Source organism: Bradyrhizobium sp. WYCCWR 12699 (assembly GCF_032144035.1).
GTDB lineage: Bacteria > Pseudomonadota > Alphaproteobacteria > Rhizobiales > Xanthobacteraceae > Bradyrhizobium.
Window position 1 is genome coordinate 14852 of the sequence record NZ_JAVTJN010000009.1, and the last position, 13273, is coordinate 28124.

Sequence of the window (13273 nt, forward strand, 5' to 3'; positions counted from 1 at the left end):
CGGCTTACTGAGGGAATCTCAAGAAGGGAAATCTCAGCTGTTTCGGGCGAATAACTTGCCTGAGAGTTCCGATACAATCTCCTCCGTCGTCACTTTCCGGACAGCGCCATATTGCATACGAAGAGAGTAATTGTGTCTCTCTTCAGTATAGGCGGCGCAGCAGTCGGTGACGCAAATCATATGGAAGCTGCGATCTACACCGTCGCGCAGCGCCATATCGATGCATTGATCCGTTAAAACGCCAACAACAATTACCTCCTCAATGCCCATGTTACGAAGAACCCGCTCCAGGATGGTCGAACTGAATACCCCAGAAGCTGTCTTTGGTAAGACGATGTCGTCTTCGCCAGGCGCTATCTCGGGAATTACCTGAGCTCCCCATGACCCCTTTGGGATGACTAGCTTACGGTGGCAAAGCGAACGATCGCGCCCATCCTTGGTGAGGCTTTCGATTACCGTGTACATCACTTCCACGCCGCACGACCTCGCGGCTTGCAGTAGCCGCTGGACGTTCGGCACGATCTGATGTTTCACGCGGTCCACGTACTCCGGATATTTGCGCTGTTCTTCCTCAGAAATCTCGTGGTTCTGCAGGTCGACAACTAGCAATGCTGTTTTTTGAGGGTCAATGGGGCCGTCATAATTCTTCATGTATCGCTCCTGGGTTTGATCTACCCTTCCGATCAATCTAGCAAGGATCGTTCCATCGGGCCTGGGCCTATCATGTGACGGCGACTCGCGCTTCTTGAGACCGACCTTCGGTCGGCCTATGAGCCAAGTTTCGTTGGAAAGCCTTGATCAAGAGCGGGCTGCCTGTTGCTCGTTCACAAGAGTGTTTTCTTATCGCGGGTTCATCCATAACTGGCCCTGTTCGCTCGCGACCAGAAGCGCCAGCTCTTCCGCATTAGTCCGGCCCACGACCTCAGAATTGCTGCGCTTTTGCAGGCAAGAATTCGGCGGACCGGAAATGAGCGCTCAGCCGCGGTGATTGCCGCCTTTGTGTCGCCGGCGCTACGGCGAGCAACATCGGCGGTTGGCCCGTCTCTGTGCGTGCCCGCTTCCTACGGGCCAACAAGAAGAGCCGCCCGGCACGAAAATCGCGGCGATGGAAATGGTAGAGATGCTCGTGTACTGGAGTAGCGCCAATCGCTTGCGGGCTGTTGTGACTGTTCGATTGGAGCGTCATTTGTCGGTCCCCGCGAGGTCGTCTCCGATATATTCCATGCGCTTAGGATACTAGTATCGTACAGAGATTTGCGTCGCATTTTCTTGCCGACTTGAAGAATTCCTGCAGCCCTTGTGGGATTTGCGAGGGATGGCGCCTGGAAGGTGAAGCAGATGATGTAATACGATCCGATCGATGTGTCATCGGCAAGCGAGAAAATCATCAATTCGTCGGTTGAGTTGATCAGTAGGTTTTATGTGACCGGTGATAGTTCGTGCTCCACATTGCTGCTCGCGCCATATCGCGCCACGCGGGTTAGAAGACGAGAAGAGTTGCCGAGTAGGTGGAGGCAATTGGGCGGGGTTATCCCGCCGCCTTATCAGGTGTATTCGCAAAACGAGCGGCTTCCGCCACGAGATCTGCGAAAACGCGTCCGCCAGTCGTGAGATGATCGTGCATAGCCTGAGCAGCCGCCATGGCATCTCCTCGGGTGATCGCTGCCACAATTGAGCAATGATCTTGATAGGACTGTTGAATGCGACCTGGTTTTTGGAATGGGTACCGACGATAGAGACGCAGGCGAGCGCGGGTCTCTTTTATCGACTGTTCCAAATATGAGTTTTGCGCACCCTCGTAGATAGTTTCATGGAGCTCTTTATTAATTGCATCGTACAGCTGCGCATTGTGAAGCGCGCTTTCGCTGCGAGAGTGTATGTCGCGGAGGCGCGCCTGTAGGTCCGTCGGCATTCGCGCCGCGGCCAGCCTTGCAGACATTCCCTCAAGCTCCGTCATAACTTCGAACATAGCGACAATTTGCTCCGCACTCAGAACCGAGACGGTCGCACCCCTCCGCTGCTTCAGATCTACCAAGCCACGCGATGCCAGCTGTATCAGGGCTTCCCGGACAGGGGTCTTCGAAACGTTAAACCTGTCGGAGAGTTGCTTTTCATCAAGCTTGGATCCTGGCTGCAAAGCACCGGAATCAATTTCGGTCTTGATCCAGTTGGCGATTTCGCTAGTTCGGTTGAATTTGAGCACGGTCCTGCCCGCGGGTATGGGAGTTCATACCACGATCCGCGAGTAGATAGCGAAAAGTTTCGCAATTGTATCGCGACGAGAGGCGGACCGGTTCGTCAACCGGTAGCTCAAAGGCTCGAACCTTTAGCCCAACAATACTCGAAGGAGCACGCGATTTGCCGGCCCGGCGCTCAACCTAGGCGCTACTTCCCCTACCTATGGTGAGACGATCGACGAACATACGGGCCCGAGATCAGATGCTGCCGAATTTACCTCGCCAAGGGCCCATGCCGGTCGAACTCAGAATGAGCCAGCAGAGATTAGACCGATCGCGCCGGAATAGTCTCGCTGATCCAACGCCCTAAACCTACAAGGTGCTGATCGGTATGCTGCTGGCCAATAACCTGAATTCCGAGAGGCATTCCCCTCACCGCAAGAAGCGGAAGCGTGATAGTTGGCGCCCCTAAGACGGAGGTAACAGCATTGTAACTCGGCAGGCCTGTTGTATGTGAGATGCCCGAGTCAAGTCCTTGATTGTCTAATTTTGGAGCTGGTCCAACGGAGGACGGAGCAACGATAGCGTCGGCGATATGAGCAATTGCGGCGTGGGCTGCTCTTGCCTTATCGCGCTGGGCGAGTAGTTGACGATAGTCATCTATGCTCATCTTTCTCGCGAGTTCCAGACGAGAGGTCAAGCTGTCACTCAGCCCTCCGCCAAACCTTTCTACAAGGTTCTCCAGTGACCAGCGCATCTCGTAGGCACAAACGTCACGAGTAATTTCAAGACTTTCGTCGATGGCACGTTCGAACGAGTCGACCAGCGAGTGGTTGGTTCTGTCGATGGTGTGGACGCCGGCGTGGCGAAGCTGAGTGAGGAACCGTTCAAATGCGTCTCTGGAATCGTCGTCCAATTCTGCCGCACCTTGGGCCTCCATCACAATCACTCGTAGTGGCCGGGTTGCCGGATGAAGAGTTGTCTCACCGTAAAGGCCGGGATAGCCGGGATCGCCGCCTGATCTCTTTGCGACTTCAATCGACACATGCCACATGTCACGAAGGTCGCCAGCATGGATCCCCACGTGGCTTTGGCTAAGTGCCAGACGCTCCCCACGATGGATGGCGCCCATTGTCGGCTTGATCGCATAGTTCGCGCAAAAGCTCGCTGGTCGAATCACCGAGCCAGCCACTTGCGTTCCGATTGCCGCAGGTATCATCCGCGCGCCGACGGCCGCTGCCGATCCGCTCGACGATCCGCCGGGGGTATGGCGATGGCTGAACGGGTTGGTAGTCGGTCCAGGGTAGGACATGCCGAGTTCCGTCGTCACTGTCTTACCGAGCACGATGGCGCCCGCGGCTCTCAATGCCTGGACGCAAGCCGTATCTTGATGAGTGTGATTGTCTCTGAACAAGGGAGATCCCATACGCGTGGGCATATCCTTTGTCATAAAGAGGTCTTTGATCCCGACCGGCATGCCATCGATGGTCGAAAGCTCTCGTCCCGCGAGGTAACGCGCTGTGGATCGATCAGCCACGGACCTCGCCTCTCGCACGTTCATTTCGACCCAAGCTCGCACGGTGGGCTCGCGAGCGTCGATCGTTTCGAGACAGCGCTCAAGGTATTTGCGCGGGCTATCTCGTCCTTCTCTGAAGGCGGGTACCGCATCATGAAATGTCAGCGCTTGAAATTCAGCGGGATGGTATGCGCACAAGTGTGCAATCTCCAGTTAGCCTAGGGAGGCCGATTATCTATTGGCGTTATCCGAGCCAAGCGTGGGAAAGTCCGCTAGTGTCGTCCGGAGCTCCTTCTTCAAGACTTTTCCCATAGCATTCCGTGGAAAATCATCGACTACGATGACCTTCTTGGGGGTTTTGTAACTTGCCATGTTTCGCTTGACCTGCTGAATCACCTCGCTTTCGCTCGGTGGGTCGCTCTTATCGCTAGCAATTACGAAGGCAACGACGCACTCTCCGAAATCCGCGTGAGTTGCTCCGACAACGGCTGACTCCTTAACGGAAGTCAGTTCATCGATTACAGCCTCAACTTCTGCGGGATAGACGTTGTATCCGCCGCTGATGATGAGATCCTTGGCGCGGCCTGTAATCGAGACGTATCCCTTCTCGTCGACGAGACCCATGTCGCCGGTACGGAAGAACCCGTCTGCTGTGAGCTCGGCTTTGGTTTGCTCAGCATTGTTCCAGTAACCGGAGAAAAGCCCCGGTCCTCGCGCTTGAATGATACCTACTTGTCCGACAGGCAGAGCTTCATCTCGCTCGCCTGCAATACGCAAATCAACACCGGGAATCGGTAGCCCTACCGAACCTGGTCGACGATCACCTTCCAGGGGGTTCGAGCAGAGAATCATTGCCTCGGTCAAACCATAACGCTCCAGGATACGGTGCCCTGTCCGAGTTTCAAAATCGCGATGCATCGGAGCCGATAGTGGTGCCGAACCGGATATGAACAGTCGCATGTTTCGGCAAAGAGAGCTGGCCAGCGAAGGGCAGGTCAATAGACGATGATAGTAAGTTGGCACTCCCATAAAAACGGTTGAGCGAGGAATTGCGTCGAGCACTGGACTTACATCGAATTTATTTTGCAGGAGAATTCGCGCTCCGCCTGCCAGCGCGACGTTGAATGAGATGAATAGACCATGGCTGTGGAAGATCGGCAGCGCATGTAGCAGAACATCCGAAGACGAGAAGCCCCACAATCGACTCAGCGTTTGAGCGGTGTACGAGAGCGCAGCATGGCTGATCAGAGCACCCTTGGGCCGGCCGGTTGTGCCTGAGGTGTAGAGGAGAGCTGCGGGAGCCGCACCATTGAGTTCGACGGTGCTAAACGAGGTCTCTCCTGCTTTGACAAGTGATGCGAATGTTCCTTCACCCCGGATGCCAAACGTTAAGACCTTGGTTGACCGAGGCACCGTCATGTCGGGAAGAGCTTCCGTATTTGGTCCTCTGAGAAGGAAGGAAGGCTGCGCGTCCTTTAGAAGGTAGGCCAACTCAGCTGAGCGATAAGCTGTGTTGATGGGCAAATAGCAGAGCCCAGCACGGAGGCAGGCAAGATAGAGCGCGAAAGCATGTGCGGACTTCTCGACCTGGACGGCCACGCGATCACCGACCGCACATCCGAGCCGCCGGAAGACGCTGGCATAGCTACCACAGAGCTTGTGCAGCCACTGAGCGGATAGCGTTTCGCCGCTCTCAAGCTCTAGGAGCACGTCTGTCGGGTTTGCCTCGGCCCTCCCCTCAACCAGGACATAGAAATTGCGGTTGGACATGACTTACGCCTCTCCTCGCCGCGCTGCCGGCAGGGCCAGTTTCCGAGATATTCTATTGAATGTAAAAAAAATATCTGTCAACGTAAAAAGAATACGGAGGGGCTGAGGGCATAGGGCCGAAGCTTCTGTGCTTCATCGTTGACAACCGCGCCTCACCTACCCGTCCCTGCAGCGCAGGTTTCGCCAGTCGAGGGAATCGAATGAATAAATTTGGAAGTGAGGTCGCAGCAGGGAAACAAAGGAATGAAGAAGCATCTGAGCTCGGGAACTTGCCGACCTTGCATGTGTCAAAAGGGATCGCGAGAATTCAATTGAACCGGTCTCGGCAGCACAATCGGTTCGAGCCAACAGACATCGAGACTTTCTCTGAAATCGTCGCGACTTTGGCTCGGCAGTCGAGCGTGCGAGTACTAATGATAACGGCTCAAGGTCCAAGTTTTAGTTCAGGATTTGACCTGGATACATTGTCGAGTGATCGTGCGGCGGCATGTACAGCCCTGTTCGCCGCGATGTGCGATCTTGTCGAAGAATGCCCCTTTCCTACTATATGCGGCCTGAATGGAAACATTTACGGAGGCGCTACTGACCTCGCGCTTGCATGTGATTTTCGTATCGGAACGCGGGGATGTCTCTTGCAAATGTCTCCTTCTCGCCTCGGTATTCAGTACTACTATTCTGGTTTACGACGTTACGTGGAGCGGCTTGGCCTGTCGCAAACGAAACGCCTTTTTCTAACAGGCGAGCAAGTTGACAGCATCACGTTGTTACAGATGGGTTATCTTACCGAGGTGTGTACTTCGGATGCGCTTGAAGCGCGATTAGAGCATTTTGCCGGGATGCTCGCCCAGCGTTCGCCGGCTTCTCTCCGGGGCCTGAAGACGTCGCTCAATTCAATTCGTCGAGGCACTGCTGACCCGGTCGAGATCAATGCGAAGTTTTTCGAAAGCCTAACATCACCTGATGCCCGAGAGGGCCTAAAAGCGTGGTGTGAGCGCCGGCCTCCTTCATTTGCAGACGTGTGAGGCCAAGGCTCTTCGCACAGCAAAAATAAACTGCCTAAGCCTTGCCTCGTCCTCCGATCGGTTGGCTTTTGCGCGGCGGCGATCAGGGTGAGACTCCGCATTGTCTCGCCCTAATTGTTACCAAATGCTGAGCCGTTGCCTCACGTAAATTGCTCCCTTGGATCGGGAGCGAGCGGGGGCGAAGATGGGGTGGCTAAGCATGGCAACGCGGAAGGAACTGACGGCGGCAGCAGGCGCGCGCTATCGGCGTTCGGATCGCGCGAAGAAGACGCGGATATTGGACGAGTTCGTCGACATCACCGGATTCCATCGCAAGCAGGCGATGCGACTACTTCGAGGTGAGGAAGACGCGCGCCCAAGCCGAAGGGCGCGACGTCGAATGTATAATGAGGTAGAACACAACGCGCTCGTGCTCCTTTGGGAGGCGTCAGACCGGATCTGCGGGAAGCGGCTGAAGGCGTTAATGCCTGCGTTGATTGAGGCGATGGAACGGCATGGCCACCTCGACCTTACCCCCGAGATCCGCGACAAACTTTTGGCAATGAGCGCTGCGACGATCGACCGCGCATTGGTGGGGGTCCGAGAAGGATTAGGTCGCAAGCGTCGGCGGCTGTCAAGCGACGTCCGGATTTGACCCCGCAACGACATGAGGAAGCGACCCCCTTGTTGTTTGCAGGACTGAAGCAAGCCGCTCGCGAAGCGCGCCCTTCATAGCGCTGTAGCGAGCGAGCGGCTTGCGTCACGACTTCTTCTCCGATTTGGCTTCTGGTACAGCGGGCTTCTGCAGAAGTCCGCTGCGGCGCTTCTCCTTCAAGCGATAGCTGTCGCCGCGGATCGTGATTACGTGACTGTGGTGCAGCAGACGATCAAGGATCGCGGTGGCGACCACGGGGTCGCTGAAGACCGAGCCCCACTCGCCGACGCTGCGGTTGCTGGTCAGCAGGATCGCGCCTCTCTCGTAACGACGGCTAACGAGCTGGAAGAACAGATGCGCGGCATCGGGTTCAAAGGGCAGATACCCGAGCTCGTCGATGATCAGGAGCTTTGGCTTGGCAAATTGCGCGAGTCGCTCCTCGAGCCGGCCTTCGCTGTGACCTTTGGCAAGCTGCGCAACGACAGTCGTGGCTGCGACGAACTGAACGGAATGCCCAGCCAGGATCGCTTCGCGCCCAAGCGCGACCGCAAGGTGCGTCTTGCCAACGCCAGGTGGCCCAAGGAGCAGCACGTTCTCGCCATTGGCGATCCAGCGGGCGCTCGCAAGCTCGCGTATCTGCTTCGGATCCAGCGAGGGCTGGGCCGAGAAGTCGAAGCCCGACAGATCGCGAACGAACGGGAAGCGAGCAAGTTTGAGCGTCATCTCGATGCGCCGCTCATCCTTGCGGGCGATCTCGCGCTCGCACAGCAGCACCAGAGTCTCGCGTAGGCTCAGCTCTTGTCGACCGGCCTCATCCAACAACCCATCCAGTTGGTCGCGGACAGCCGTCAGCTTCAGGCGCGTCAGCATATCGCTCAGGCGGTCGGGGACAATGGCTCGCATCAGAAGCCCCCTCCCACAATCGCTTCGTACTCGCCGAGTGGCCGCAGCAGCGTCGGCGACGGCGGCGCGACAGGCGATAACGCGAGCTCGCCAGCACGGCTCGGTTTAAAGCCAGTCAGGCCCTCAAAGTGTTTAGGGTCAACGACGCGACGGCGCCGACCGACACAGATCGGATGAGCGGCCACCTCATGGATCCCGTGGTGGATGCGCACCACGCCATCGGCGATCGTCGCTCTCACCGTCTCGCCGATCAGCCGCCATGGCACAGAGTAGGCGTTGCCATCGATCTCGACCGCGCAGTCGGCCTGCACGCGCCGGATCAGTTCACGTGCGGCCTGGAAGGGCGGCCTCCCAGCGATGGGCTTCAGCGCGTGCGCCTCAGCGCGCCTGAAGCGCTCAATTGGTGCTTCGCCAGTCGTGCCATGCTGGCGTAGGTCGGCGATCTCCCGCGTCCAAGCTTCAAGATGCGCCTCAAAGGCTTCCCAGCTCGGGAAGGTGCGGCCGGCGACCGCGTTCCGTTTGACGTAGCCGACGCCATTCTCGGTCTTACCCTTGGTGCGGGCTCGATATGGCGCGCAGGCCCGTGGCCGGAACCCCCAGTGCTTGGCAAACGCGGTCAGCTTGTCATTGAACACGACGGTGCGCATCGCGGCATCGTGCTCCACGACCAACGCACGCGCATTATCGAACAGTACCTCCTCGGGCACGCCACCGAACTTCACGAAGGAGCTTTCCAGGCCATCGAACCAGCTCTCTTGCCGTTCGTTGCGGAATGCTCTGACATGGTGCCGGCGCGAGTAGCCCAACGTGGCGACGAACAGGTAGGCGCGAACCTTGCTGCCACCGATCTCGACCAGCCGCTCGCCAAAATCGATCTGCAGCTGTTTGCCGGGCGGTGTCTCGAACCGCACCGTCGCGCGCGCCTCGGCCGCAAGCTCCTGGCGATAGCGCTGTACCGCCCGCTCGACCGTGCGCAGGCTGACGATGATGCCTTTCTCGGCTGCCAGCTCCTGGCGAATCACATCGGCATTGCCGTGGTGCTGCCGCAGGCGCTCCTTGAGCCAGGTCTCCTGGCCATCGAGCGCCTTTTTGCGCTGCGGCTGCCGATAGGGTGTCCAGCCGCCGGCCGCCACGTAGTCCTTCACCGTGTTGCGACTAATCCCGAGCTCCCGGGCAATCCGTTTGCTACCCCACCCCAGCTCGTTGAGCCGGAGTATCGCCGAAACCTCGTCCGGCTCCAGCATGGCCTCCCTCCGCGGATCTTTGAACCGCAGAGGACCTGAACTGAGTCGCTGCATAAAAACCCCCGTTCTGACCGTGTCGCGAGGGGGGCAATTCCTCGTGTCGTCAGGGGGTCAATTTTCCATGTCGCCCGACAGCGGCACGCGACGCATTCCCTGCGTCGCAGGGCTCCAATAAGGACGTCGGCAGATTGGAATGATCCGGCGCCCGGATTCGTCGAGGCCGACCTTGTCGCGCATAGCGGTCCATCTGCGCGCGGCAGCTTCATCCAGACCCTCGTGCTCACCGGCATTGCTACCGGCTGGACGGAGTGCGCTCCTCTGATCGTGCGCGAACAAACGCTGTTGAGCACGGTGCTGACGGAATTGCGCAAACAATTGCCTTTTGCGCTGCTCGGCTTCGATACTGACAATGATACCGTGTTCATGAACGAGACGCTGAAAGCCTACTGCGAGGCGGCCAACATCGTCTTCACGCGTTGCCGGCCCTACCGAAAAAATGACCAGGCGTTCGTCGAGCAGAAGAACGGCGCCGTCGTGCGCAGGATAGTCGGCTATCGTCGGTTCGAGGGCGCCTGGAAGCGGCCAAGCTGCTGGCTGAACTCTATCGATCGGCGCGGCTGTTCGTGAACTTCTTCCAACCCTCGTTCAAATTGATAGCCAAGCAGCGCGACGGTGCCCGTGTACGCAAGACATACAGCGCGCCGGCTACACCACACCAGCGCCTGGCAGCGGACGCCCGCACGCCTGACGCTGTCCGCCATCATCTCCAAGAAATCTATGCCGCCCTCGATCCAGTCGCGTTGTTGCGCGACATCCGCGACGTGCAGGAGCGCCTCGCGGTCCTCGGGGACACCCAACCAATCGGCCATCCTGCTGCGGCATCGCAATCGATCGATCGCTTCCTGGCAAGCCTGCGCACGGCCTGGAAGGACGGAGCTATGCGACCGACGGATCGGCCACTCGTGAAGGCGGAGAGAGGCCGACGTCGTCCCGACCCGCACATCCGAGCAACGCCAGAGTTGCGAAAATGGTTTGAAACCGAGCCTTGGCGGACTGGCAGCGAACTGCTCTCGCGCTTGCAGGAGGAATATCCTGGAGCCTATCCGAACAAGCTTCTTCGAACGCTTCAACGTCGGCTGAAATCCTGGCGCAGCGAGCAAGCGAACGCGCTGCTGTTCGCTCCTAGCGAGAAAATGCCGCCAGGGTACGAGGTCACAACACTCCAATGACGTGCGAGGTACCAGCGGAGGAGGCCGGGCGCTCCGAAACCCCGGCCATCTCCGCACCCGGTCTCCTCCTCAACTCAAGCCAGGAGCAAAATAAATGAGGCAACCGATCGCACCCGGGAGCATCAGTACATGAGGCAATACGCGCTCTCATCCTGATTGGCGCGCTATAGGCTTTGTCAGTCCTAGATCAAGTGGCTCCGAAGGCGTCGCATGGATGAACAATCTGGCGTGTCTGTTGAGCGGCTCGTGCATTCTAAACAGAAACACGTGACTGAGCTGCTGCCGGTTTGATGGACACCCGGTCAAGCTAATCCCACCTTACGCCCGAACTCAACCGGGCTGAGATAGCCGATGGTCGAGTGCCTGCGCGTCGTGTTGTAAAATCGTTCGATGTAGTCGAACACATCGGCGCGTGCCTCGTCTCTGGTTCGATAAATCTTGTTGGCCGTACGCTCGGTCTTGCGCGAGGAGAAGAAGCTTTCCATCGCCGCGTTGTCCCAGACGTTGCCGGAGCGGCTCATGCTGCAAACGATGCCGTTGTCGGCCATCAGGCGCTGGAACTGCTCGCTTGTGTACTGGGCGGATTCAAGCGGTCGTCGCAACACCTGAACGAAGGAGGTTGCGATGGGATTCGAAAGCGACGATCACACCGTTCTGGACGGGCGCCGTTGCCGTCACGGGGACGACCGCCGGTAGCGGGGCGATCTGCACTCCAGCGATTTTGGTTGGGGATCGCGCAGGGGATGACCAGCGAGGATGCTGCATTGGCGGCTGGTATGTCGCAGCCTGTCGGAACCAGATTGTTCCGACGCGGGCGGCATGGCACCAGCGATGTTCAGTACTTCGACCAAGCCGCCGTCCGGGCGGTACCTCTCGTTTGCGGAACGTGAGGAGATTGCACTTCTTCGCGTTCAGGGCCTTTCGAGCCGCGAGATCGGGCGCCGACTTAGCCGATCCGTCTCGACTATCTCCCGTGAGCTACGACGCAATGCCGCGACGAGCAGCGGCGGCCTGGAGTATCGTGCGTCGACAGCCCAATGGCACGCCGAGCGATCGGCCCGTCGACCCAAACCGAGCAAGCTTGCGCTCAACACAACCTTGCGCACTTATGGGGAGCAGCGCTGGCTGGCGTCGTCACGACCCTGAGTGGCGCTGCCGTTCCTGGTCCCGCCGTTCCGTGGAAGGGCCGCCCGCCCGCGCAAGGATCGGCGATGGGCCAGGGCTTGGAGCCCAGAGCAGATTGCCCGACGCTTGCCGATCGACTTCCCGGACGACAAGACGATGCGCATCAGCCACGAAGCCATCTATCAAGCCCTCTTCGTTCAGGGGCGGGGAGCGCTACGCCGCGAACTGTCGGCCTGCTTGCGAACGGGGCGCGTGTTGCGGGTACCCAGGGCGCGCGTACGCAGGCGAGACAGGAGCTCTGTCTCGCCGGAGATCATGATCAGTCAACGCCCCGCCGAAGCGGCCGATCGCGCGGTGCCGGGTCACTGGGAGGGAGACCTCATCCTTGGTCTTGGCAGCTCGGCGATCGGCACGCTGGTTGAGCGTACGACGCGCTTCACGATGTTGCTGCATCTTCCCCGGCTTGCGGGGCATGGCGAAGCTCCGCGCATGAAGAATGGGCCTACTCTCGCAGGGCACGGAGCTGAAGCGGTGCGCGACGCGATTACGCGCACCATCATCAGCTTGCCCGAAGAGCTGCGTCGTTCGCTGACCTGGGATCAGGGAGCTGAAATGGCTCAGCACGATCGTCTTAAGATCGACGCGGGTGTCCAAATCTACTTCTGCGATCCGCACAGCCCATGGCAGCGTGGCACCAACGAGAACACAAATGGGCTGCTGCGTCAGTACTTCCCGAAAGGCACCGACCTTATCGTCCACGGCGCCGACGAGATCGCCGCTGTGGCCGCGGCCCTCAATGCTCGACCGAGAAAAACCCTGGGTTGGAAAACGCCGGCAGAGGCCCTTGACGAGTTGCTATCGTGAGTGAACACAATTGGTATTGCGACGACCGCTTGAATCCGCCTTGGCTGCCCCGGTCGGAGTGATGCAACAGCGCATCCGGCTTGCCGCGTCGCCAGACGACCATCAACAATGCGTCCGTCACGAGCTGTGCGGTCATGGCGGCACTCATCGACCAGCCCACCACGCGGCGCGAGAACAGGTCGATCACCGCTGCGACATAGAGCCAGCCTTCGGCCGTCCAGAGATAGATGAAGTCGGCGATCCATTTCTGGTTGGGACGCTCGGCGGCGAACTGCCGGTCAAGGAGGTTCGCCGGTACGGTCTCGAGCTGTCGATCGCCGCTGTCCTTCGGCAAGCGCCGACGTCGCGGCCGCGCCCGCAAGCCTTGCAGCCGCATCAGCCGCTCAATCCGGTGCAGGCCACAATCCGCCCCTTCGGCGAGCAGGTCGCGCCACACTCGGCGTGCGCCATAGGTGCGGTCGCTGGCGGCGAAGCTGGCCTTGACCTTGCCGCCGAGCTCCTCGTCGCTGCGGGATCTGGCGCTGGGCGAACGATTCAGCCAAGCATGGAAGCCCGACCGCGACACCCCCAGCGCATCGCATAGCCATGCCACCGGCCAGATCGTCCGGTGCTTCGCAACGAAGGGGAACTTCATGTCGCTTCCTTCGCGAAGTAGGCTGCGGCCTTCCTAAGAAACAGCCGGATTGGCGTCGCCCGGGATGGCCTGCAACACGAAGCCTAGCGATTTCGCCCGGCGCTGTAGGTTGGCGAGGACGCGGCTACGATATTGCTGCTCATATTGGTCGGCGC

Annotated in this window: 7 protein-coding genes and 5 pseudogenes; 4 read left to right on the forward strand and 8 right to left on the reverse strand. The window is 58.9% G+C overall.

What is annotated here, in order from left to right:
- Positions 1–33: 33 nt before the first annotated feature.
- The 4 genes from RPS27_RS08310 to RPS27_RS08325 form a co-directional block, all read right to left on the reverse strand.
- Complete coding sequence (locus tag RPS27_RS08310; protein ID WP_128929840.1) at positions 34–651, reverse strand: isochorismatase family cysteine hydrolase; 618 nt, start codon at positions 649–651, stop codon at positions 34–36.
- Between the two features lie 877 nt (positions 652–1528).
- Positions 1529–2203, reverse strand: a complete 675-nt coding sequence (locus RPS27_RS08315; protein WP_128929839.1) for a GntR family transcriptional regulator — start codon at positions 2201–2203, stop codon at positions 1529–1531.
- Positions 2204–2502: 299 nt separating this feature from the next.
- Positions 2503–3891 carry an amidase gene (locus RPS27_RS08320; protein ID WP_128955113.1) on the reverse strand — a complete coding sequence of 463 codons (1389 nt, stop codon included), beginning with the start codon at positions 3889–3891 and terminating at the stop codon, positions 2503–2505.
- A gap of 33 nt (positions 3892–3924) precedes the next feature.
- Positions 3925–5463, reverse strand: coding sequence for an AMP-binding protein (locus RPS27_RS08325; protein WP_128955112.1), 1539 nt, complete (start codon positions 5461–5463; stop codon positions 3925–3927).
- 200 nt (positions 5464–5663) lie between these two features.
- Here RPS27_RS08325 and RPS27_RS08330 point away from each other — a divergent pair, with 200 nt between their 5' ends.
- Both RPS27_RS08330 and RPS27_RS08335 read left to right on the forward strand, forming a co-directional pair.
- Positions 5664–6485 (forward strand): enoyl-CoA hydratase/isomerase family protein, encoded by an 822-nt coding sequence (locus RPS27_RS08330; RefSeq protein ID WP_128929836.1) that lies wholly within the window; start codon positions 5664–5666, stop codon positions 6483–6485.
- 184 nt (positions 6486–6669) lie between these two features.
- Positions 6670–7095 (forward strand): annotated as a pseudogene (locus RPS27_RS08335) (ISNCY family transposase); the annotation flags it as partial.
- A gap of 129 nt (positions 7096–7224) precedes the next feature.
- Here the strand turns inward: RPS27_RS08335 and istB are convergent.
- Complete coding sequence (gene istB / locus RPS27_RS08340; protein ID WP_128929835.1) at positions 7225–8022, reverse strand: IS21-like element helper ATPase IstB; 798 nt, start codon at positions 8020–8022, stop codon at positions 7225–7227.
- Positions 8022–9266 carry an IS21 family transposase gene (istA, locus tag RPS27_RS08345; RefSeq protein WP_128955111.1) on the reverse strand — a complete coding sequence of 415 codons (1245 nt, stop codon included), beginning with the start codon at positions 9264–9266 and terminating at the stop codon, positions 8022–8024. The genes istB and istA overlap by 1 nt, the downstream gene beginning before the upstream one ends.
- A gap of 129 nt (positions 9267–9395) precedes the next feature.
- On the opposite strand from istA, the pseudogene RPS27_RS08350 reads away from it, so the two are divergent.
- Positions 9396–10495 (forward strand): annotated as a pseudogene (locus RPS27_RS08350) (ISNCY family transposase); the annotation flags it as partial.
- A gap of 302 nt (positions 10496–10797) precedes the next feature.
- Here the strand turns inward: RPS27_RS08350 and RPS27_RS08355 are convergent.
- Positions 10798–11082, reverse strand: a pseudogene (locus tag RPS27_RS08355) (IS3 family transposase); the annotation flags it as partial.
- 42 nt (positions 11083–11124) lie between these two features.
- Between RPS27_RS08355 and RPS27_RS08360 the strand changes: the two are divergent.
- Positions 11125–12484: pseudogene (locus tag RPS27_RS08360) on the forward strand (IS30 family transposase).
- A gap of 40 nt (positions 12485–12524) precedes the next feature.
- Here the strand turns inward: RPS27_RS08360 and RPS27_RS08365 are convergent.
- Positions 12525–13151 (reverse strand): annotated as a pseudogene (locus RPS27_RS08365) (IS3 family transposase); the annotation flags it as partial.
- Positions 13152–13273 lie beyond the last annotated feature (122 nt).